This is a genomic window from Paenibacillus methanolicus, from assembly GCF_008124765.1.
GTDB classification, from domain to species: domain Bacteria; phylum Bacillota; class Bacilli; order Paenibacillales; family Paenibacillaceae; genus Paenibacillus_Z; species Paenibacillus_Z methanolicus.
The window spans coordinates 554343-578963 of record NZ_VNHS01000003.1; the positions used below are offsets into that span (position 1 = coordinate 554343).

Genomic DNA, 24621 nt, shown 5'->3' on the forward strand with positions numbered 1-24621 from the left:
CTAAAATGAAATATCCAGTACATCGGCAAGCAAATCGTCCGCCTTATTCAGGCGGGATGCCAAGCGAACATCCCGGATCAAACGGTCGCCATTGTCCGCCATGATGTTCAACAGGTGCACGAAATCCGCCGAGAACCGCTCCATCGTTTCCTTCTTGAACAAGCGGCCTGCGTAGAACAAATGAAACCGAATTTCTCCCTGGTCTTCGATGACTTCCAGCTCGAGGTCGAACGGAATCGTTCTTGCTCGCGTCTCAAGCGGCGTGAATGTCAGTTCATCCAGTCGGAAAACCGGGCTCTCCATGTTCTGCATGACGAACAGCGCGTCGAACAGCGGATTTCGATCGGGTTCCCATGTCTGATCCAGCGCTTCAATCAGCTTCTCGAACGGATAATCCTGATTGGCATACGCTTCGAGGGACGATTGCTTGATTTCCTCCAGATACTGCCCGAGCGACTTCTCTTCCTGCGGGAAACTCCGGATGGCGAGCGTATTGACGAACATGCCGATGAGCGGCTCCGTCTCGGAACGTTCGCGGCCTGCGATCGGAAATCCGACGATTACCTCTTCCTGACCGCTGCATTTGGACAGTAACAAGGAATAAGCGCCGAACAGCATCATGAACAAGGTAAGTCCTTGCGACGATGCCGCTGCCTTTAATGCCGATGACAAAGCCGAGTCTGCCTTGAACGAAATCTGGCTGCCTTCCGGTTGATCGGGCTGGCTTCCTCTCGGGTAGTCCAAGGGCAGCTCCAGCACCGGAAGGCTTCCGGCAAATTGCCGATGCCAGTACGCCGCTTTTGTCTCCATCTCATTCGTTCCGGCCAGCTCGTTATGCCAGATCGCATAGTCCTTGTATTGGATCGGCAATTCGGCAAGCGAATGGCCTTGATACAGCTGGACGAACTCCTTGACGAGCAGCGTTAACGACGTTCCATCCGCAATAATGTGATGAATATCGAATAACAGGTAGTGGAGATCTTCGCTCTGTCTCTTCAGTCCGACCCGGATCAAAGGCGCTTGCTCCAAATCGAACGGCCTTACGAATCGCGCCATGAGTTCTTCCGCTCCTTCATCGGACGGTTCGAACGCCTCGATCGCAAGCTCCAGCTGCGGATGAATCTTCTGCACGATCTGTCCTTCTACGATATGGAAGGAGGTTCTTAACGTCTCATGTCGCCTTACCAATTGTTGAAAGGCTGCGACAAACCGCGCGCGGTCAAACGCGCCGTCGATTTGAATCATTCGCGGCAGCTGGTAGCTTAGATCCCGCCTGTTCGCTTGGTGAATCAAATACATTCTTCTCTGAACGGAAGAAACGGGATAGTACGCCTTCTCGGCTGTAAGGGAGATGCTGCGGCTGCCTTCGCTTCCGCTTTTGACCTCTGCTTTGTCCGCGATGAATTGAGCCAGTTGTTGAATGGTCGGCCGGCGGAAAATTTCTTGCAGCGGAACCTCGATTTGATACTTGCTCTTCAGATCGGACACGAGCATCATCGCCGAAATGGAATCGCCGCCAAGATCATAGAAGTCATCATCCAGACGGAAGGATGAAAAACCGAGAATATCATGCCAAAGCTGCGCCAGCCGCTTCTCCCAGTCCGAGTAAACGCCCGCCTCGTTTCCTTCCAATACGACTTCTTCGTGTTGATCCGCTGCCGAAGGCAAGCTGCCGCGCGCTGCGATTCGATCGATCTCTTGCTTGAGCGAAGGCGACAAGTCGATTCCGAGATCGCGGATCGTCTTCCCGTGAAAGGAGCCATTCCAGTTCAATTCGCCGACATGCGCGCGGCTCACATCCGTACGCAGTAAACGTTCGAACGCGTGCAACGCTTGGCTGGTCGGGATGGCCTTCAACAGGCCGTCTTCGCTCGCTTGACGGTCGAACGCCATGCCGGTTTCTTTCCAGACGGGCCAATTGATCGTGAGCACGGGTTGATTCTGTTTGGCCCGATAGGCGCCAAAGGCATCCAAATACGCGTTCGCGGCCGTATAATCGCTTTGACCGGCAAACCCCGCAATCGTGTTGTAGGAAGAACACAGGACGAAAAAGTCCAGCGGATCTTGTGCCGTCAATTGATGCAAATGCCATGTCCCCGCGATTTTCGGAGCTAAAACGCGCGCGAAATCTTCATCCGTCTTGTTCCACATCAAGCCGTCCCCGGCCACTCCCGCGCTGTGAATAACGCCCCGAATGGACCCGAGTCGCGCTCTCAGCGCGAGCAATAACGACCGCATGGCCTCGTAGGACGCTACATCCACGGCATGACATTCGACGTTCGCGCCCGATCGTTCGATCGATTCGATGGCGGCGATTTGACGAACGAGCTTGGACGCCGGGTCATTCGCCTGACGGATTTGCTCCCATTCGCTTCTATCCGGCATCGGCGTTCGCTGCAGGAAGACCAGATTGATCTTCTCCCGGGAGGCGAGAAACTTGCCCAATTCCAGTCCGATTCCTCCGGTTCCTCCCGTGACGAGGTATACGCCGGTTCGTTGAAGTTGGAATGGCTTCTCCGTCCGCTCGCGAATGTCGAGTTCGCGCAGCTGCTCCCGGTACCATTGACCCTGACGGAATGCCGCGGCGTGCGAATCGAGCCCGTCAAGCAAGGCCTCCGTCAACAGCTCCGGCGAGAACGTCTCGTCCGCATCGATGCAGCGGCAGCGAACGTTCGCATATTCTTCGGGAATCACCTTCGCCAATCCCAACAGACTGGCGTGCTGCGGGAACAATTCGTCTTCTTGTCCCGTTACTTCATGCGCCTGCTTCACCGCGCATACGATCTCGATCGCCTGGTTCCAAGTTTGGCTGCCGATCGCTTTGACTGCATGTAATAAGCTGTACACGCCTTTCTCCAGAGCGCGATCCAGCTCTTGTTCACTTGCAACCGATTGATCGTCAAAGGCATACAGATGCACGACATGCGTGAGATTGCGGGCGTTCAGATCGGCGATAAGCCGCTCGAAATCGTCCTGCGAGCCATTAACGGCGTATTCGTCCGGTCCGAGCTTCCGGTATTCATCGCCCCATGACGCTTGAATGGCGGGAATTCCTTTGCTTTGCAATTCCTGGCGGAATCGCTGCGTCCACTTGTTATCGTTCGCAAGCAGAAGCACTTCGCCGACGTTCGCGGCTGCTCGCAGAGTTGTATCGAATGACACCCACTGCAATTGATGAAATAGAGGGTCTTCATCGCGTACAGGGGCAGCCGCCCTTACCTTCTTCAACGTATAGTCCTCGATTTCGGCGATTACCTGGCCGGATTCGTCTGCGAAGGTGATGTCGAATGCGACCAATTCCGTCTGTTCGGTGATCGGCTCCTTCAATCGAACATGGCTGTACAATCGTTTGCGCAAGCGGGTATACAGCTTTATGCTTCGATAGGAGAATGGAAGAAAGACGGGAGGCGCAGGTAGCATCGACTCCGGTAAATTTCTACGAACCAGGGGCACCGTTGTCAGCGCATTATCCATTAAAGCGGGGTGAAGCGTATAATCTTTAATCTCCCCCTCAAATGCTTCAGGTGTTTGCAGATAAGACAATAACTCGGTTTCGCCTACGTACATTTCAGCCAGATTGCGCCATCTGGGACCGAACTCGAAGATTGTTTCTCTTTGATAGGCATCGATGTCGGGAATCAAATAGTCGCTGCTAGCCCGATTTCGAATCGCTTCGATATCCACGCGCGGGATTGTTGCTTCTCGGGATCGAAGCTCGATGGTGCCCGTGGCGTGCTCTACCCAGTGTTCGCAGCCATTCTCGTCTTCCGTTGCGCTCGCGATGGTGAACCCGATTCGCGGCTGCGTGCCGGTATCCAGCACAAGATGGACTTCCCTTGCTTCGTCATCTCGCAGCCGGAGAGGCTGTATAAATTGCACGTCGCGGAATTCGGCGATGGCGCCGTCCAAGCGCGGGCCTACCGCTTGAAGCACCATTTCCAAATAGCCGGTACCGACCAGCAGACCTTCATTCATCATGCGATGTTCGTTTAACACCCAGTGACGATCCGAAGCAAACGAGGTCGCATAAATTTCCGTGCTCATGGACTTGACCAAGCAACGGTCTATTAACGGAGCTTGCGGCATTGTCCCTTGCGATCGGGACAGGGCGATCGATTCTTTCTTCTCCAACCAGCAGCGGTTTTTGGCGAAAGGATACGTAGGCAGGCTGACTTTCCTAGGCCGTGCTCCTTGGTAGAACGTTTCCCAATCGATGTCTTCCCCTTGGACGTACAATTCGCTCAACCGTTCGGCGGCCGACTGCCGGGATTCCTCGCCGAGTGTCAGCTGCCTCGTCAGGTCGTGTGCGCTGTCGCCGTTCGGTTTGTTCGCGCCAGCGCGCTGGTAACCATAGAACACGCCCGGTAGCTTCAAGTCGTTTAGACTTTCGTGATGGAGCTGCGAAAGTTTATTCCTCAAATCGTTCATGCTAGCCGCCACGACGGCTAATCGGTGGCTGTAATGTCCCCTCCCCGTATTGGACACATAGCAAATGTCGCGGATATTCGCCTCCTTGTGGTTTAGCAGCCGCTCTTGATAACGCTCGATCCATTCCCGCATCGCGGATTCGCTTCTTGCCGATATCGTCAATACATAGGGCGAAGCCGAATCAGCTTCCGCATGGACGGCCGGCGCGGGCGCTTCCTCAAGCACGACGTGGCAGTTCGTCCCGCTGATGCCGAACGAACTGACGCCGCATCGCCGCGGAGTCTGACCTCTCTCCCACTCCAGGTGCCGATCGACGACATAGACGGGCGAGTTCTCAAATCGAATATTGCGGTTCGGAACTTGATAGTGCATGGTGGCCGGAATTTCTTTGTGATGGACCGCGAGGATCGCTTTGATCAGACCCGCGATGCCGGCCGCGTGATCCAGATGTCCGACATTGCTTTTCACCGATCCAACGCCGCAAAACCCCTTGCGATCCGTGTAGCGGCGGAACGCTTTCGTAATGCCGTCGATTTCGATCGGATCGCCCAGTTTGGTGCCGGTCCCGTGCGCTTCGATGTAGGAGATCGATTCCGGGTCGATTCCGGCATTTTCCCACGCGCGAACGAGCACGTCTTCTTGCGCAAGCGCATTGGGGGCCGTTATTCCGTTGGAGGCTCCATCATGGTTAACCGCCGATCCTTTGATAACCGCATAAATACGATCGTTGTCACGCAAGGCCGCTCGCAGCGGCTTCAGCAGAATGGCGGCGACGCCTTCGCCGCTGCCCGTCCCGTCCGAGCGATCGTCGAACGTTTTCGTTCGGCCGTCCGAGGACTCGATTCCGATCTCCGTCTGTCTCGCCGGAATCAAATGGATTTGCGAACCGCCCGCGATCGCGGTCTCGCATTCCCCGTTGCGCAGCGCTTGACAAGCCATATGAACCGCAACCAACGAAGAGGAGCACGTCGTGTCGATCAGCATGTTGGGACCTTTGAAATCCATCCCGTAGGCGAGCCTGCTCGCGATGATCGGTTTGGAGTTTCCGGCGACGGCCATCGGCAGCGCATTCGGTTCCACGCTGGCAATCAGTCTGTGGTAGACCGCTTCCGAACCATAGCCGACGTAGACGCCGGTCCTCGACCCCGCGAGTTGATGGCCGCCATAGCCTGCGTCTTCGATAGCCGTCACCGCCGTTTGCAAGAACAAACGTTGGTTCGGATCCATCAAGGAAGCTTCTTTAGGCGAGAGATGAAAAAAACCGTAGTCGAAGGTATCGATTTCATCCAAATAAGCGATCTGCGCGAACGAATCGGTTTCCAACCGAATCCCCAGATGCTGCATGAGATCCCGGGCATCTTGTTCCCTTGAATCGGGGATGTCCCTTACGCAATCGACTTGCTGCTTCAAATTGTCCCAAAACGTTTCGACGCGATCAGCTAGCGGGAAACGAAGGCCGATCCCGATGACCGCGATCGATTCATGGGACGCTTTCTCCGAACGAAGCGTCGTGAGCTCCTTCAATTGGACTTGATCGAATTTTAACAAGCGGAAGCCCCCCTTTATCACCTTACGACTGGATTAACATGGTCAGTAGCTTGTCGTACGCGTTCAACACCTGATTGACGTTCTCGAGCTTAAGCCGATCTGTCCGATACACGAAGCCAAGACGAATTTCGTCCCTCTCCTGTCTGACTTGCAGCATGAAATCAATGGGCGTGCGGTCAAGAATCGCTTCCGACCGATTGTCAGCATCGTGGAATCCGACAACGATCCTCTCAGGCTTCCCTTTGGTCAAGTCTTTCGGGACCGAGAGACGCTTGCATTCCTTCTGTGCGCTTTGCAGCTCGCGCACCTTATCGAATAGCGCTTCGAAATCCGTCAACCCTGCAAGCTCAACCTTCAATAACCGGGCTTCCGCAACCGAACGTCCGCAAACATAAACGGGAACGATGCTTTGACCGGATATTTCATGCAGTAAATAGACCCACACGGATAGCAAAATATCGGGCAATGGAATCGCTTCGCGTGAGGCAACCTGCTCCAGCTTCTCTTTGTGCATGCCCGTGATCGGCAACGGCACGACGTCCGTATCCGACAAGGAATAGAAGACCGAATAATAGTCTTGGGGGAACGGCAAGCCTTCTATTCTCGCTGCGGATTCCGTTTGTCTCCAATAGGCCGCCATCTTGGCAATCGTCGGATACGAGAACAAATCCGGGATCTCCCACTTTCCGGGAAACTTCTTCTCGAGCAGACCATGCATCTGGATCAGCAGCAACGAATTTCCTCCCGCATCGAAGAAATGATCGTGAACGCCGAACGGCCGAGGGCCCAGCACGCGGCGCCATATTTCAACCAGCTCGGCTTCTTCTGCACGGTCTGCAAACGGGATTGGCGGGGAAGCGGCTTCTTCCGCAGGTTCCCCTAATGCGCGGCGATCGATTTTGCCATTCGGCGTCAGCGGAAATTGGTCCAGAGACACAAAGGTATCCGGAATCATAAAGTGGGGAAGTTCTCGGGACATGGTTCGAATGCAATGTTCCTTGCGGATTTCCCGATCGGCAACGTAATACGCGCACAAGTAACGATGTCCGTCCGCGCGCTCTCCTACCGTGACGACGGATTGAATGATCCCCTCTACTCGCGCCAAACTGCTCTCGATTTCGGCCAATTCTACGCGATAGCCCCTGATTTTGACCTGGTTATCGATTCGCCCGATATATTCCAAATTGCCGTCAGGCAGCCACCTCGCCTGATCGCCCGTCTTATATACGCGCGGAGAAGGCAAATGCGGCGTCGGCACGAAACGTTCCGCCGTTAGCTGCGGAGCATGGTAATACCCTTGTGCGAGCACCATTCCGCCGATGCACAATTCTCCCGGCCATCCAGCCGGAAGAAGATGGCCATCTTTGCCTAACACGTACAATTCCGCATTATCGATCGGTTTGCCAATCGGAATCGCCTGATCGGAGAGCAAGTGCCGACGGTCGCATCGATAATAGGAAACGACATCCGTGCATTCGGTCGGTCCGTAGGAATTGATGATCTCCACGTCCGCGGTTCCCGAAGCGATCCAAGGCCGAATTCTCCGGTTATGGATCGGCTCTCCGCCCAGAAATACGCGCTTCAAGCTGGACAATCTGACGAAGTTCGTCTCCTGATTAAAGTCCATCAAGGGATAGAAAGCGCTTGGGGCGCAATTAATGATCGTGATCCGCGAATCCTGAATTAGATTGGACATCCGATTGTAATCGAATATGCCGGGCCAATAGAGGCAGAGCTGTCCCCCGCTCACCAAAGCGCCGAACAAATTTTTTTGCGCCAGATCGAATCCGGTAGGCGCGATGAGAAGCACGCGGTCGTTGGCGTTCAGATCGAATTCGCGCGTAAACCAGCGAATGAGATTGACGAAAGCATGCGCGCGAATCATGACGCCTTTCGGATTCCCCGTCGAACCCGACGTATACAGCACATAGAACAGTTGATCCGGATCATAAGCGACGCCTAAGTTGTGATCCGGCATTTGTGCGTCTACCGAGATTTCATCGTACGCGACGACTTCCGCTCCGCCGGTGAAGGGGGTCCGAGTCTCGGAGGGCTTGCCCGCCAAGAGCAATTCCACTTTCGAATGCTGAATCATATATTCGATTCTTTCGTCCGGATAATCCGGATCAATCGGCAAATAGGCGCCTCCTGCTTTGAGAATGGCCAGGATGCCGACCATGAATTCGAGGCCGCGTTCAGCCATGATCCCGACAACTTGATTTTTCCGTACCCCTTGTTGACGCAGATAATGAGCCAGCCGATTCGCTCTTCGATTCAATTCGGAATACGTTAGCGCCCTTCCGTCATAGACGACGGCCAGCGCTTCCGGCGAAGCCGCCGCCTGCGCTTCGAACATATCCACAATGGATATCGCTTCGGAGAATGGCCGCGGATTCCGCCCCCATTCCAGCAACCGCTGTTGTTCGATTTCGTCCAGCATGCCGATTTGATGCACTGGCATTTGCGGGTTGTCGATCAAGATGCCGACGATCCGTTCAAAGTGCTTGGCCATGCCCTGGACCGTTTCTTGGGCTAGCGCGCCGGAACGATAACGAAACTCGAACGTGAGACGATCCGCATCGATCACCGTAATGGTCAAATCATAATGCGTCTGTTCCGCCATGGCCGCTTTCTCGATATACGCCCATTCATTCTCCGCTTGCAAGGAACGCTCGATCGGATAATTTTCCAGGACCAGGATGGAATCGAACATATCCCCCGTTCCCTCGAAGCCGCAGTACGCTTTCAGATCGACTAAAGAAGTGCGGTCGTAGGGCATCCGGTTCTGGATATCCGTTGCAACCTCCTGCAGCAAGTCATCGACGGATTGGCCTGAATGAGCACGAATCCGCAGCGGAAGCGTATTGATGAACATGCCGACCATCTGTTCCATGCCCCGAATGGGAGCCGATCGCCCGGACACCGTCGTCCCGAACACGACATCGTCGGTGCCGCAATACCTTTGCAGACATACTCCCCACGCCGCGTAGAGAAGGGTGGCCAGCGTCAACCGGTGACGAGTCAAGAACGCGTGAATTCGGGGCTGAAGCTCCGTCTGCAGAACGCAGCATTGAAAAACGGCATCCGATTTCTCCTTCTCGCTCTTGGGGCCGGACAGCACGTTCATCTTTTCGAAGCCTTGCAGGTAAGCTTCCCAATACGTCCGCTCCGCTTGCTTGTCTCGTTGCTGCACGAGTTTGACGAATTGTTTGAATGGAATTTTGGGTACAAGATCAGGCTGGTGCCCCGAACGAAGCGACCGATAGGTATCCAGCCATTCCTTCAACACGATCCCCAAACTCCAACCGTCCATAACCATATGATGGTAGCTGAGCATGACTTCAAACTGCCGAGCCGACAATTTACATAGCGTGACCCGCACAGGATGCGATGCGATATCGATGCGTTCTGCGCGATCCGCTTGTTTCAGCTCGATCAAAGCTTGGGTTCGAGCTTCCGGTTCCAACGTGCTGAAATCGTGATCCTTCCATTGCAAATCCGCTTTTTTCAGTATAATTTGAACCGGGTGTTCGAGCTTCTGCCACCGGAATACCGCACGCAGCATCTCGTTGGTCTCGATCACGCAAGCCAGCGCCTGCCGCAGCAAGCGCCCGTCGATCTCTCCGGCCAGCGTGAAGCACAATTGTTCTTGATACAGCTCGTGCTCCGCTGCGTTCAGCGTATGAAATAGCATCCCTAGCTGCACGGGGGTAAGGGAGAGCACATCTTCTACGTTATTGCGACTGATCGTTTGCGGTTCAATCAAATCGTGACCTCCTAATCGCTCGTTAAGATATCGCGGGCACGGCAAGCGAAAAGCTGACATTCGCTTTGCCCCAATCCATTTTGATCACGTGGTCTGCGAGATGGAAATAAGCGTCGTCGTGCGTGATCGCAATGACACATTTACCTTTTCGTTTCAGCTCAGGCAATAATTGGTGATAGAAATAAAAGCGATACTCCGGATCCTGCTCGGCCGCCCATTCGTCGAACAGCATGATCGGCCGGTCTTCCATTAAACTCACCAGCAGCGCCAACCGCTTCTTCTGTCCGGTTGAAAGCCGCAGCGTCGAAAACCGCCCGTTCTCAATGCGGACCTTCTCCTTCAGCTGAAGCAAGGACAGATAGGCGTCGATCTCGTCTTCCTTGCCGTTCGTTTCGATCCCGTACAATTTCTCGAACAGATGCACATCATTGAAGATCACGGAGAAGTATTGGCCCAGCTCCTCGTAAGTTTGGGGTTCCCCGTTCAATCGGATGGTTCCTTCCTCCGCCGCGTATAAACCGGTCATGAGTTTGGCCAGCGTCGATTTCCCGCTTCCGTTGCCTCCGGTAATGAAGGTGATCTCGCCCGAGCGAAACGCCACGTCGATCGGACCTAGCCGGAATGCATGATCCGATTGTCTGAACGTGTGCGTGACGCCGTCAATCTCCAAGACGAACGCTTGATCAGGCTTCAAGTCGGCCTCGCGAAGCTTCTCTTGGCTTTCCAGCAGCGTCAGCTCCGCCAGCAGATCGCGAATTCGATTCCAGCTGATGCGGATTTGCAATACCTCGGGGATCGAGCTGACGATAATCGAAATCGGGCCCGTCATATACAAGAACACAAACACGAAACTGCTGTAATTTTGATAGTTATCGTTCGATGTGAGCAGCGGGAATACGAACGTCACCGCGCCCATGACAAATACGAAGAGCAGTTCGCCGATAATGAAAACGTTGGCGAATTTTTGTTCCGCGTCGACCCGTTTGTCCCGGTATGTACGGCAGGTTTCGTCCATATCTTGCGTGAAATCGCGGGCTTTGCGTTTGTTCAGGTACAGCTCTTTCGAGCCGAACATCAAATCCTGCACGAATTGAAAGAACGCGTTCTGAATATCCCTTGCCTGTTCCCATAAACGGCTCGACACCGTGCTCATCCAGGCATATAATCCGACCGCAACCGCAAGGACTCCGAAAGTAAGCAGCAGCCCCGGCAAGTTCACGAATCCGAGATAGAGGAAACAAGCGATGACCGTGACCATGCCCGTCAATACCGTGACCAAGGTGTTGGCAATCCGGCTGATCGTCTCGGTATCGTTATTCAAGCTGGCCAAAATTTTCCCGTCTTCGATCGATTCGCGCTTGAAATGCGGGCTGTTCAACACCTTTTGAACGGTATCCATCCGGCGTTCGTAAATGATCCGGTTCGTCATGACGATCAACCGAGAGCGGATCACCTTTTGTCCGTAAGCGTATAGAATCAACCCGAGAACGAAGAAGATCACCAGTTCATTGCCGTTCTTGAAGAAATAATTGTTTCCGTTCAACCGATTCAGCGCTTCCATGATCATGAAAATAATCATCGCGTTGCCGAATCCGCTCATGCAGCTCAACGTAAGCAAGGCAAAGTAAGGCCGGTCGTTGTTCTTCGGATACAGGTGCGTCAACCAGTAATAAATTAAGAATACTGCACCCGCCGAGAAGACCAATATCGCCGAAGGATATAAGCTTCCGGGGCCGTAAATCTTGAGCGTGTTCCACGTGTATCCCTGGTAAAACACGTTATTGATCCGGGATATACATAGGGCGAACAATCCGAAGAACAATAGAGATAAAACGAAGCCCAAACCTTCCTTTAGCCCAATCGCGATCCGTTGTCGTCTTCTCTTGAAGATGTCAAAGACGGCGATGAAGATTAGAACCAGCGATAAGATGGATAGAGGGAGCGATATTCCCGCCGCAAGCGTGGCGACGTTATCGATATACATATAGGGCTCAGGGCTTTTCACCGGACTTTTGTCGAGCAAAATGTCCATAATGCCCGCTCCGATCGGCACCACGGCTTCCGAGCCCAGGTTCGTCATGAGCGCAACGCCCCACTTCTCGCCTGGACGAAGGGCAAAGTAGGAAGAATAGGCCGGATTCAGGCCTTGACCCGCAATGTAGCCTTGACCGCTCTGAAACACTTCCCAGCCCATGGCGTAAGAAGCGAGATCGTAAGAAGGCGCTACGGTCCGGTCGGCCGCATGGGTTTCGTTCATTCTACGCGCGAATGATTCCGGCACCGGCAGCGCGCCCAACTGCATCTTCAACCATTTCGCGGCATCGTTGCCGTTCATCATCATATAGGCCGAAGGTTTATTGCCTGCATGATAAGGACCGTCGTACAGAACGTTCCGTTTGAACATCAACTTGTAGCCTTGCGCCATTTGCCCCGTATCCATCGCTTTGTCGCGATCGATATAGGTGTTTGTTAACGTTAGTGGCGACAATACCTCATCTTCGATGTATTGATCGAATGATTGGCCGCTAATTTTCTCGATGATCAGACCAAGAATGTCATAGTTTAAGGTGCAATAACGGTACACGCTGCCCGGCTCGAATTTCAGCTCCTTGTCGCTTACGATGCGAACCGTCTCCTCGAGCGTGGATTGCTCGGGAATTTCGCCCAGATACCAGTCCAGCTCGATCCCGCTTGTGTGATGAAGCAGCTGCCGCAGCGTCACTTTGACCTCTTTGCCTTTGTACACGGTTTGAAACCACGGCAGGTAGCTCTGCACCGGATCGTCCAGGCTAAGTTTTCCTTCATCCCTCAGCGCCAGAACCGCCAGCGCCGTAAATCCTTTGGTATTCGAGCCGATCTCGAATAAAGTATCGGACGTTACCGGAACTCTATTTTTGACGTCCGCATAACCGAATCCATAGGCATATGCCGTCGTATCTCCATTGACGATCGTCAACGACATACCTGGAATTTTCATCGCATCCATGCGCTCTTTGACGAACGATTCGATCTTCTCGGCCGGGAAGTTAGCGATCGGATCGGCGGCAACCGTGTTCGCCGTGCAAGGGAATCCGAGCAAAGCGACGGCGATGATCAAGCCGGCCAACAATCCGAATCTTCTTCTCGCATGCTTCATCTAAGCTCCACCTGACTCTATGAATTCTTTACTCAAACAACGCTTCAATCTCCGCCTGGGATAGCTCCGCCGCGTCAAAATCGGATGTCGTATATTCAATTCGTTCCGCCTCGGCGCAAAATTGCAAGATCGCTTGAATATGCCCCATCATACGCCTGGAAACGCGATCGATCGTATCGAATCGGTAGTCGGATTCATCGAATGCGACCCACACCGTAAGCCTGCCGCCCACGACCAGGGCATTGATCTCCAACAGGCTCGTCATCGCATTGCAGGCATCTTGTTCCTCTCCGTGGTCATCGAATCTCATGCGCGCCGCTTCATTTTTGAATCGATTGTCCATTTCGCCCAAGTAGTTGAATCGGATTCTCTTCAGGTTCTCCTTCGCCGGCAGGCGCCGCTTCACATACTTTAAGACCCCATACCCGATTCCTTTGTTTGGTATCGCGCGCAGTTGTTCTTTGATTCCTTTCACATGGTCGACGAGGCGTTCCCCGTCCAAGCGCAATCGAACGGGATACATCGACGTAAACCAGCCTACCGTCCGGGACACATCCAAATTGTCCCGCAATTCCTCGCGACCATGGCCTTCGAGCTCTGCGACCATTTCCTTGCTACGCGTCTCCTCGTTCACAGCTAATGCGAGCGCGGTAAGCAGCAATTCGTCCGTTCTCGTGTTGCAAACGAGGTTCGCCTTCGTGAGCAGAAACTCCGTTTCGTTCTCGTCCAAGGAAAGCGTCAACGTGCGTTTATTTACGCCCTTCTGGTCCGGCTGCCCATCCGGAGGCAAAACAAAAGCGTCGTGATCCAGTTCGCTCCAGTAGGCAAGTTCCTGCACAAAGATGTCTCCGCCCTCGTGGAGCGCTTTCGCCCAGTCTTGGAAAGAACTTGTTCTTCTCGGCATCTTCGGCTCCTTGGCCTGAAGGACAGCTTGCAGAAACATCAGCCAGTCGTCCAGCACGATTCGCCAAGATACGGCGTCGATCACAAGATGATGGGCTGTAAATAAAACGACGGGCGATTGACCCACGGCGCTAAAATACGCAGCCCGGAACAATAAATCGTCTTCGATGTTCATCCCGGATTTGAGTTCGATGCTCTTTTCTTTCAATTGCGAAAGGTCGAAGCGTTCCAGCCGAAATGGAGCCGACACATGTTTCTCGTTGTAATAAAGCCGGCCTGTGCCCGTATTCAAATTCATGCGCAGACTGTCATGATGCGCGATCACGTATTGCGTGGCGCGTTCAACGGCTTCCGCGCTCGCATGGACGTCGACTTCCAACAGTACGGACTGGTTCCAATAGTTCCGGTTGGCCCACTTTTGTTCCAAGAACCATGCCGTGATCGGCGTGGACGCTACTTCACCTTGTAGGGGTGCTCGTTCTTGATTTGCCGATTGGTGATTCAATTGCACGATTGCGGCCAATTGCTTCATGACCGGAAAAGACAAAATATCTTTTACGTTTGCTTGGATCCCGATATCGAACAATTTCGCAGAAATTTGAATGGCTTTGATCGAGTCGCCGCCCATCTGGTAAAAGTTGTGATGATGGCCGACTCCCTCGATGTTCAGCACTTTGGCTACTGTCTGGTAGACGAGCGTCTCCCATTTGCTTGCGCTCGAGTTTGACTCCGATTCCTCATGGCGACTATCAAGCGGGATGTCGGATAATTTTACGAAGTCCACTTTTCCATTCGGCGTCAACGGGATTTCTTCGACGGGCACGAACTGCGCGGGTATCATATGAACCGGTACTTTGCCAAGCAAGTATGTGCGAATCTCGAAATCCTCGATCGCGCTGCGAGCGATATAGTAAGCTCGTAACATAGAACTTCCATTGGTGTCCGGAACAGCGGCGACCACGGCCTCCTGGATGTCCTCATGTCCAAGCAAGGCGCTCTCGATTTCGCCAAGCTCGATACGATAGCCTTTTATTTTGACTTGATTGTCCCTCCGCCCCGTATATTCCATCTTGCCGTCCGGCCGGTATCGCGCCAAGTCGCCTGTTTTATACATTCTTTTGTTCGGCATGAATGGATTGGAGAGAAAGCGTTGTTGAGTCAACTCCGCTTGATTGACATAGCCTCTGGCGACGCCATCGCCCGAAATATAGAGCTCTCCGATCTGTCCTTCCGGCAGCAGATTCAATTGCTCATCCAGAATATACAGCTGCACGTTATCTGCCGGTCTCCCGATCGGTACCGATACGCCAACGTCATGACGAATATCGAAGCGATGGATCATGCAGCCGACAACCGTTTCCGTAGGTCCATACTCGTTATAAATGTCGATCTCCCCGCCAAAGCATTCGTGGATGCGGCTCGCAAGACTTGTCTTGAGATCTTCCCCGCCGACAATGAAGCATTGGATCGAGCTTCCTCTCAGATCCATGTCTTTCAACAACGACAGATGAGAAGGCGTCAGCTTCAAAATATTCGTGCGATTTTCGCTCACGATGCGATGGAGAACGAACTCGTTGCGATCATCTCGATAAATCACGATTGGATTGCCGTTGATCAGCGGCGTAAACAAAGACGTAACCGTTAGATCGAACGATAGCGATGAGTATAGTGCGAACGTTTGCGTGTTCGAGCGAACATATTGCTTTTTGGCCCACCATATATAATTCATCAATCCTTGATGCTCGATCATGACCCCTTTGGGTTTGCCCGTCGATCCTGAAGTATAAATGATATAGGCCAAATCCGCAGGATCATGGTCTATATCCAAATTCGCGTCATCCAGCTCCTCTACTCGCTCGCCATACAAATTCAGAACCAAACCGTTGAATTCGGTATCGACTAGTGCGGTTCCGTTCGTTAATAAGAGGCTTGCCCCCGAATCCTCCAATAGATATCGAATCCGATCCGCCGGATAGTCGGGATCAATCGGGACGTAAGCCCCGCCCGTCTTATGAACGGCTAGAATGGCCGCGACAACCTCGACGGAATGCTTGGCCATGATGGCAATGATCGACCCGCGAACCGCCCCTTTTTTTTGCAGCTGCCTTGCCAGTTGATTGGCTTTGCGATTTAAGTCCGAATACGTGAGCCTTTCATGTTCATCATGGATCGCGATCCGATCCGGTGATTGGAATACCTGTTCCTCGAATAACTGATGGATGAGATTGCCTGCCGGATAATCCGCGGCGGTATCATTCCAATAGTGAATAAGTCTTTCTCTTTCTTCGTCCGTAACCATGCTCGCGTCTCCAACGCGCCGGAGCGGATTTTCTACAAGCAATCGAGCCAAATCGTGAAGTCGTTCCCAGATGCGTTCGATTTCCGCTTCCGCGTATACGCCCGTCTTATAGTCAAGATGAATCATCAATCCTTCGTCGACGGACCATTCCTTCACTACGAGCTGCAGCGCATACAGCTGATGGCCGCTATAAAGCTCGGTCGTGACAACCGGGCATCCGTCGATTTCCGTAACGAGTCGCGTGTTGTAGTAATTCACGCAAATATCGACAAGGTCGTCATTCCCCTCTTTTCTTCGATCCAGATCGCGAACGAGTTGATCATACGGATATTTTTGATGAAAATAACATTCTTTTAAATTGCCGTTGACTTCAAGCAATAACCGCTCGAATGAAAGGTCATCGTTCAGCTTGAACCGAAAAGGCATCGTAGAAGTAAACATGCCGAACGTTTGTTTTTCCTTTCGTCCTGATCGATTCAGCACCGGCGTCCCGATGACGATATCCTGCTTCTGCTCCGCTCGGGAGAGATAGATGAGCATGATGGAGACGAAGAATGTATTCAATGAACATCCGATATCGTCCACTAGTGTCTTAATCGCCTTGCTTGTTTGGGCGTTCAGGTTGAACGTTCTCCTCTTGCCCGAAGTACCTGCTGAATCGCCAGTCCTATAACTGCTCGGCAAGTCATGAAATTTCTCATGCCAGAATGATTTGTTTTTTTGAAATCTGGTTGAGCTCAAATAGTTGCTTTCGCTATCCATGTAATCCAGGTAGGTCGTCTGAGGCGGCGCAGTAAGAATCTGCCCCCGCGATAGGAAGGCGACCTGTTCCCATATCCGATTGACCATCATGCCGAGCGACCAACCGTCTGCGATCAGATGGTGGAACGTGAAAAAAAAGCCGGTCTGAAGCTCGTCTAGCCGCACGAAAGTAAAATCAAACAAAGGACGATTGCACAAGTCGAAGGCGAATGAAGAAGAACGGTCCGCGTACCAGTCCTCGAATGCCTGCTGAGGGCTATGAGACTGGCTGAAGTCAACCTGCTTGATCGTGAACGGCTCGAATTCGTGAATATATTGCCAAACCTCTTGATCCCTTTCCACGAAACGGAAACGCGCCGCGTCGTGACAAGCGATAAAATGGTGAATGGACGCCTCCAGCGTCTTCCAATCCAGCTCGGCTTTCACCAACGAAATGCCCGAAATATGATGCATCGTCGTTCCCGGATAAATCTTTTCGACGAGCCATATTCGTTGTTGCGGATGGGTCAATGGATATAATGTTACGGAATGTTGCTCTGCTACACGATTCATCTCGGCATCCTCTCTTCACGCATTGCCTTTGTTTCCTAATCGTACCGGCACACAACACATGACCCGGCCTTAGATTGTGCGAATCATAGGCCGGGTCATGTGTTGTGTGTGTATTCAATTTTGGTTTTCGATAAATTTCGTCCAAAATTTAGCTAGATATGCATCTATGATACCATCACGCCGGAGAGGAACTGGGTGGATAATATTATCCAAACGAGTGTAATAGATTGATGCATTAGGTTGACATTTGGATCGATAAGCTCTTTTCTACTCTTGTTCGTTTAGGGGCTTTTCCAGGTAGGGTATGGTTACACTAGGCCAGGTCCACAACCTATGGTATACTAAGAACAAATGTTCCTATATGTCCAAGAGGGGGCTAACTGACATGGTACAGCAACCTGTTTATGCGGAGCAAAAAAAACGGAGAACACGTAACAACGCACACCCTTTGATCCGTCAAAAAACAGCTTTAACCAATGAGAAGGTACGCGAGATTGCGGAATCCATCCGATATTCGTACATGGATCGAAAACGTATTTTGATTACGGTATTTGGCTCTTATGAGGAACGAACATACAACGGAATCGTCGAAAACCTTGACCAAAATCATAATCGCCTTAACCTAGGGGGCCAATGGATATTCTTCCACGATATTATCGATGTGTCTTGTATCGACCCCTGATGCAGGATGTTAATTCTCGTCAATGACTATAAAGAAAAACAAAAAAACCCTTGATTCTCAAGGGTTTTAACGTTCTAAGTTATCCATCTAATTTCCATGCTCCTCCGCTCCAACATGCTCTTTGCTGTTAAACTCACTCAGCAATGCACGCGCCTCGCTTGATGATTTGGCGTTCATCAAGCTGTTTCTGAGTTCACTTGCCCCTCGAAACCCACGGACATAGATTTTGAAGAAGCGGGCAAGCGCGCTAAACGAACGTGGTACCTCTGCTGAATATTGATCATGGAGATCCAGATGGAGCCGCAGCAGATCAAGCAATTCCGCACTGCCGTGATCCTTCGGCTCTTTCTCAAAAGCATATGGATTTTGAAAAATCCCGCGCCCGATCATAATACCGTCGACACCGTATTGCTCAGCAAGCTGCAAGCCGGTCTGACGGTCAGGGATATCCCCGTTAATGGTCAGAAGCGTATCTGGCGCCACCTCATCACGAAGCTTCTTAATCTCCGGAATCAGTTCCCAATGCGCTTTTACTTTGCTCATTTCCTCTCTTGTCCGCAGATGAATAGACAGATTCACAATGTCTTGTTTCAAAATATGGGTTAACCAGTCCCGCCATTCGTCTACGTCGCTAAAACCGAGCCTTGTCTTTACGCTGACAGGCAGTCCCCCTGCTTTGGCGGCCTGGATGATATCCGCTGCGATTTCAGGACGGCAGATCAGGCCGCTGCCCTTCCCATTCTCTGCTACATTCGCCACAGGACAACCCATATTAATATCGATCCCTTTAAATCCTTCTTTCGCCATACCGATGCTCATTTCACGGAAAAATTCCGGCTTATCCCCCCAGATATGTGCTACAATGGGCTGTTCATCTGGGGTAAAAGTCAAGCGCCCACGCACGCTTTTGTTCCCCTCCGGGTGACAATAACTCTCTGTATTCGCAAACTCCGTAAAAAACACATCCGGTCTGCCAGCCTCGCTTACGACATGACGAAAAACAACATCCGTCACATCTTCCATGGGTGCCAGCACAAAAAATGGTCGTGGTAAATCACGCCAAAAGTTTTCTTTCATCATCAAAAACCCCTCAATACTACCAGAACAGTCGTTGCTCCGAAAATGGTATATTCTTCTATGTCAGTGGAACTACGCTCAAGCATCCGTATAGGCTTACCGCAGACATACCTTTGATTATATCATAAGCCCGAGGTTTGATCCTGTTAGCCTTCACCAATATCTCTAACGTAAAACCACGTCCCAATGGACGCGGTTGTTAGCATCTTCATCCTTTAATGGCGCCGGCAATCATGCTGTTCTGTACTTGTTTGCTGAGCAGCAAATAAATGACAATGGTCGGTATAGTCGTAATCAGGAGTCCCGCGCCGATAATCCCCCATTGCGTGATATAGGTGCCGACCATGGACATCATCCCGACCGTCAACGTCTGCATGGACGCGTCGTTAATGAACGTCACCGCGAACATTAATTCGTTCCAAGAGGACAGGAATGTAAAGATCGATACCGTCGCCACCGCAGGACGAACAAGCGGGAATACGATGAACAGGAAAGTCCGGTAGATTCCGCATCCATCGATGACCGCGGATTCCTCCATCTCGCGGGGAATGCCTTTGAAAAAGCTGGCGAGGATGAACACGGCCATCGGGATCGCGAAAGCGACGTAAGGAATGATCAGCGCCCAATAGGTATTCAACAATTTCAAGTTCTTGAGGACCATGAACAGCGGCAGCAAAGCCGCGTGAATCGGCACCATCATGCCGAGAAGAATGAGCATCATCGTCGCATGGTTCCACTTCCAATTCATCCGCGTGATGGCATAGCCCGTCATCGAGGATAGCGCCACGACAAGTAGAATGGTGACCGCGGTGACCAGCACGCTATTGAAGAAATAGGTGAGGACCTGACCTTCCGTAAATGCCTTCACATAATTGCTCCAAAGGAACTTTTTGGGGAGTCCGAGCACATCGCCGCTAAAAATCTCCCCATTATCTTTCAAAGAGAAAAACGCCAGCCAAACGAGCGGATAAATCTGCGTGACCGCGATCACGATCAAAAACGCTTGCATGATGATGTTGCCGGCGAGCCTTGGCCTTCTTTGCGAAGCCGCTTCTGCAACGCTCACTTTGGTCACCCCCCTATTCGGTTTTGAAAAATTTATTGATCAGGCCCGTAAACACGAGGCATTCCGCAATGATAAAGACGGATATCGCGCTTCCGTATCCGTATCGGTACGTATCGAAAATGGTCGTGTACATGAGCGTGCTCGGCACCTCGGTGGAGAAAAACGGCCCCCCGCCCGTCAATACGTAGACCAGATCGAACACTTTGAACGCGCCGATGACCGAGAAGACAAGACAGACTTTGAGAATCGGCCTCATGAGCGGAATCGTGATGCATAACGCCGTACGCACGCGGGAAGCCCCGTCAATCTTGGCCGCTTCGAATATATCCTGCGAAATCGACTTCGCTCCGGCGTACATCAGCAGCATATGATAACCGATATATTGCCACAGGGTCGGAATAAAAGAGAAGACAAGCGCCGTCTTCTTCTGCCCCAGCCAGTCTTGCGCCCAACCGGACAGTCCGATTTCCTTCAGCAGGGTGTTCAGAAGGCCATAGTCCGCGTTGTAGATTTTCGACCACAGCTGCGCGATCACGACGGTAGAGATCAGAACGGGGATGAAATAGACCGTACGGTAAAACCCCTCCCCTTTGACCGCGGACGCCAGAATAAGGGCCAGCAGCAGCGAAATCGGCAATTGAATGAACACGGACGCGGCGGCGAACAACAGCGAATTTTTCATCGCATGCAAGGCACGCGTATCGGTGAACATTTCCGCATAATTTCGCAGGCCGATAAACGTGCCTTTTCCCACGCCATTCCAATCGAGCAGGCTATAATAGCTGGAGACGACAATCGGAACCAATACGATGCCGCAAAAAATGAGGAGCGTCGGCAGAACGAATAGGCAAATCGCCGTTTTATTCGAAAATACAGTATTCATCAGGGTTCTCCTATCAAAGATGCGGTTAGGGGAATCCCTAACCGCATCGGATTTCGGGCGAGTTTCGGATCAAAGATCCAGCTCCGTCGGTTTCAGCTGCGCCATCTGTTCGGAGAATTGCTCCGGCGTAATCTCCCCCGATAAGAGCTGCGCAATCAAGTTTTTGTGCGCATCCGCCGATTCGGCCGGGAGAATATTGTCCCACCACGTAATGAACGAGTTCCCCGTTTTCATGATCTCGGCGGCGGCTTGGTCAAGCTCGGACAGGTTGGACGTGTCGAGCCCGTCCGTATTCCAGCAAGGAAGCCCTGCGCCGGCCTGGAACCCTTTCGTGCCGAGCTCCATGCTCAAATACGTGAGGAATTCGACGGCTTCTTTCGGGTGTTTGGTGGAATTGTTGACGTAGAAGCCGTCCTGGCCTCCGCCGAAAATCTCGGTGTTCTTGCCCTTGCCGTCTTCAAAGATCGGGAAGGGAACGACCTGCACCTTGCCCTTAACGGCAGACGACGCGTCCTCGATGCCGCCATTGACCCAGTTCGCTTGGACCATCATGGCCCCGTTGCCCGCATTGAAGGCGCCGAGCATCTCGTCGTAGCTCATGCTGAACATGCTGCTGTTGAAGGCGCCGGCTTTGGCCAGCTCCTGCATTTTGGCGGCCGCCGCGACGAAGTCGGGCGAATTCCACTGGGAAGGATCCTTGAACGCCGCCATAACCGCGTCGTTGCCTGCCTGGCGCATCGCGATGAGGTCGTACCAATACATGCCCGGCCAGCGGTCCTTCTCGCCGATGAGCGCCGGCGTAATGCCCGCTTCCTTCAATTTCGATACCGCGTCGAGCAGCTCCGTATAGGTGGTCGGAATCTTGGCGCCGGCTTTCTGGAACAGCTCCGTATTGACGTAAAGGCTCGCGATATGCGTATAGACCGGCAGCGTGTAGATTTTGCCGTTGGTCGTGATGCCCTCCAGCATCCCCGGCGCCATCTTCGCCTTGATGTCGTCCGTGACATGGCTCGTAATGTCGAGCACGTTGCCGGACTTGATATAAGGCTGCATAAAGCTGCCGCCGCCCATGCCGTAAAATACGTCCGGCGCTTCGTTTGCCGCGAGCGCGGTCTTGATTTTGGTCTTATACTGCTCGCCGGTTGTACCGGTCCGTTCGACTTGAATATCCGGATGATCCTTGTTCCATTTCTCAATGATTTCCGGCAATAGTTTGGCCGACGGATCCGTATTGCCGACGGACTGATCCCAGAGCGTCAATTTGATCGTGCCGCTCCCGCCCGATTGCGCCTCCCCCGAATTCTGTGACGAGCATGCGGCTATGCTGCCTGCGACGCCGATAGCCAGCGCAACCCCCATCGATCTTTTTAGCAACGCTTTCATTTCTTGAAAACCTCCCCGGCAGAATCGTTGTTTCTTCTCACATTTTAAGAGGCGCGCCTGGATTACTCCATTCACAATACCTGCATCCGCTTTCAAAATTCGAACATCCAGCCGCGCGATCCATGAGCCGCGTCGGTCTCTCTTGGAATTCAAAAGCAAAGCCTAACCCCCTACGAGAGGCTAGGCTTTGCTAGGCCGACCTAATGGAATAGATCCGGCAGAATGTCATAAATATACTGGTTCACCCAATTCCAAGCATGCGTGCCCCCATCGCCGACGATGAAATAGAAATTCCCTTTCGTCGTATCCGAGGAATAAATGAACGTATCCGTTAATTGTTTCATGGCATCGATCTGCGGCTTCAAGTTGGGATACGCGATATCCAAATTGCCCGTGGCCGCGAATACGTAATAATCCTTCGGCGCATAACCGGCATCCTTAGCAACCTTGGCAAGGTATTCCGCCGTTTCCTTCGGCTTGCTGCCGCCGGCAGCCTGACCTAATATCCAGCTGTCGCCGCTGAGCGGCATGTAATATTTGAAATAGTCCAAGCCATGAATAAAGGTGTACCACGTCGTGACGGACCCCATGGAGAAGCCGCCGAATGCCCGATGCGCCCGCGATGCTTTCAAGTCTTCCAAGCTCGCGGATTTAGCATAGGTGTGATATTTGGTTTCCACTAAAGGCACGATCGTGGAAATCAACTCCTCGTGGAACAGGGCGGTATCGTTCTTGCCGCCATAGAAGGTAGGCGTCACGACGATCATCGGTTCGATATCCCCGTTTGCCATCATGTTGTCCAAGATACGCTTTAGTTCCTTGCTTTGGCCGGGGCCGCCGAAGATGAGGTCCTCGTTCTCCCCGCCGCCATGCATAAGATAGAGGACGTTATATTTCGTCGTCGTATCGGAAGCGTCATAACCGTGCGGAAGATAAACGTTCAGCTTCTTGTCGTCTGTCCCGTTCGTTAAATTAGGCGCTTTGTACGCCACGCTTTCAATGGTCCCCGGCTGCTTGCTCTCCAGCCGATATGCATCCGGAACCGGCTTGAAATACTTCTCGTTCGCCGCTTCCTCCGTCATTTCCAACTTGCTGATCGCCTCCTTGATCGCCGCATAGTGCTCATCCAGTCGCGCTTGGGTCGCTCGATCATCATGAATAACGTTTTCGGCAATGACGTTCATAATGGCATCCTTTACGCTGGCCGAATTTTTGTACAGCGAGAAATCAAGCTTCAGCGCCTGTTGGATCAGATTCAAGAGATCGTACGGATTGGGTCCGCTTACCGCCCCTTTCGTCTTGCCGGTCAGGAGGACCGCGCCGAATTTCCGCGTATCATTCCATGCGCCGCCCGTCGAATCGAATACATTGATCGTGCCGATTCGTTCCGTTTCTTTGGCGTCATTCACCTGCAATTCGATGCCGAGCGCTTTGACGTTGTCCGACTTCGTATCGAGCGCGATTCTGGTTTCGACCACGTATCCGCCTTCCGACTTTGTCGCGGCGGTGTAAATCCGCTCGGCATCTCCGTTGTCCACGGACAGCCTATTGTCGTAATTCACGCGAATATGCAGGTCATCCACGCCATATTCTTGGGTCTTGTCGTTGTTCTCGTCTACGAAGATTTCCACGGAATCTTGCATGTAGGGCGTGCCGGATTTGACGGACATATGCGGATCTTTGACTTCGGCAAGAATGTACAGCGCATGTTCATCCCACAACGCTTTGAAGACGGCGGAAGCCCCGGCTTGGCTAGTGCGGTATTTGGGGGTGACCACCTGCGCGCTTTTCCAGGCTTTATCCACGCTGCCGTCAATCACGGGCGACCCGAAATACGCCACCATTCTTCCCTGGGCATCCAATCCGTTCTGATCTACCGGTACTCTCGCCGGGCCGGGCGCCGGTTTCTTGGGGGTTTCGTTCGCGTTGCCAGTCTGTTTGGATACGGACATTCCTTGTGCTGCGGCCGCAGCGGCATCAGCCCCCGAACCGGGCACGCTCGTAAGTGCCAGGGATGCCATGACGGCCATCATCACGGGCTTCAACAGCAGCTTCTTCGTTCGCTTCTTCAAAAAGATCTCCTCCTCTTCTTTTTGTAGCGCTTTCAATTTCAAACTCCGCAGGTGAATCGTTGCT

General features: G+C 52.5%; 10 protein-coding genes. 1 reads left to right on the forward strand and 9 read right to left on the reverse strand.

What is annotated here, in order from left to right; all coding sequences use genetic code 11:
* From BCM02_RS11050 to BCM02_RS11065, 4 genes are read right to left on the reverse strand one after another with little or no spacing between them, the layout of a single operon-like run.
* Positions 1-5976, reverse strand: a complete 5976-nt coding sequence (locus tag BCM02_RS11050) for an SDR family oxidoreductase (protein ID WP_187434150.1) — start codon at positions 5974-5976, stop codon at positions 1-3.
* Between the two features lie 22 nt (positions 5977-5998).
* A complete protein-coding gene (locus BCM02_RS11055; RefSeq protein WP_187434151.1) occupies positions 5999-9742 on the reverse strand; it encodes a non-ribosomal peptide synthetase in 3744 nt (1247 codons plus the stop codon).
* A gap of 22 nt (positions 9743-9764) precedes the next feature.
* Positions 9765-12878 (reverse strand): cyclic peptide export ABC transporter, encoded by a 3114-nt coding sequence (locus BCM02_RS11060; RefSeq protein WP_148929122.1) that lies wholly within the window; start codon positions 12876-12878, stop codon positions 9765-9767.
* A gap of 28 nt (positions 12879-12906) precedes the next feature.
* Positions 12907-17394, reverse strand: coding sequence for a non-ribosomal peptide synthetase (locus tag BCM02_RS11065; RefSeq protein WP_148929123.1), 4488 nt, complete (start codon positions 17392-17394; stop codon positions 12907-12909).
* Positions 17395-17779: 385 nt separating this feature from the next.
* On the opposite strand from BCM02_RS11065, the gene BCM02_RS11070 reads away from it, so the two are divergent.
* On the forward strand, positions 17780-18076 hold the full coding sequence (locus tag BCM02_RS11070; RefSeq protein ID WP_187434152.1) for a YolD-like family protein: 297 nt from the start codon (positions 17780-17782) through the stop codon (positions 18074-18076).
* 87 nt (positions 18077-18163) lie between these two features.
* Here the strand turns inward: BCM02_RS11070 and BCM02_RS11075 are convergent, their stop codons facing one another.
* The 5 genes from BCM02_RS11075 to BCM02_RS11095 all read right to left on the reverse strand — a co-directional run bounded on the left by BCM02_RS11075 (position 18164) and on the right by BCM02_RS11095 (position 24557).
* Positions 18164-19153, reverse strand: a complete 990-nt coding sequence (locus BCM02_RS11075; protein WP_148929253.1) for a tRNA dihydrouridine synthase — start codon at positions 19151-19153, stop codon at positions 18164-18166.
* Between the two features lie 208 nt (positions 19154-19361).
* On the reverse strand, positions 19362-20219 hold the full coding sequence (locus BCM02_RS11080) for a carbohydrate ABC transporter permease (RefSeq protein ID WP_246183319.1): 858 nt from the start codon (positions 20217-20219) through the stop codon (positions 19362-19364).
* Positions 20220-20232: 13 nt separating this feature from the next.
* Positions 20233-21102 (reverse strand): carbohydrate ABC transporter permease, encoded by an 870-nt coding sequence (locus BCM02_RS11085; protein ID WP_148929125.1) that lies wholly within the window; start codon positions 21100-21102, stop codon positions 20233-20235.
* Positions 21103-21171: 69 nt separating this feature from the next.
* Entirely contained in the window at positions 21172-22485 is a 1314-nt protein-coding gene (locus tag BCM02_RS11090) for an extracellular solute-binding protein (RefSeq protein ID WP_148929126.1), read from the reverse strand.
* 200 nt (positions 22486-22685) lie between these two features.
* Positions 22686-24557: a sugar-binding protein gene (locus tag BCM02_RS11095; protein ID WP_246183320.1), complete on the reverse strand. Its 1872-nt coding sequence runs from the start codon at positions 24555-24557 to the stop codon at positions 22686-22688.
* Positions 24558-24621 lie beyond the last annotated feature (64 nt).

What these genes read in the sequence shown, in the direction of transcription:
- BCM02_RS11060 (WP_148929122.1), bottom strand. Translation starts at nt 12,878, where the DNA reads ATGAAGCATGCGAGAAGAAGATTCGGATTGTTGGCCGGCTTGATCATC.
- BCM02_RS11065 (WP_148929123.1), bottom strand. Translation starts at nt 17,394, where the DNA reads ATGAATCGTGTAGCAGAGCAACATTCCGTAACATTATATCCATTGACC.
- BCM02_RS11070 (WP_187434152.1), top strand. Translation starts at nt 17,780, where the DNA reads ATGGTACAGCAACCTGTTTATGCGGAGCAAAAAAAACGGAGAACACGT.
- BCM02_RS11075 (WP_148929253.1), bottom strand. Translation starts at nt 19,153, where the DNA reads ATGAAAGAAAACTTTTGGCGTGATTTACCACGACCATTTTTTGTGCTG.
- BCM02_RS11085 (WP_148929125.1), bottom strand. Translation starts at nt 21,102, where the DNA reads ATGAATACTGTATTTTCGAATAAAACGGCGATTTGCCTATTCGTTCTG.
- BCM02_RS11090 (WP_148929126.1), bottom strand. Translation starts at nt 22,485, where the DNA reads ATGAAAGCGTTGCTAAAAAGATCGATGGGGGTTGCGCTGGCTATCGGC.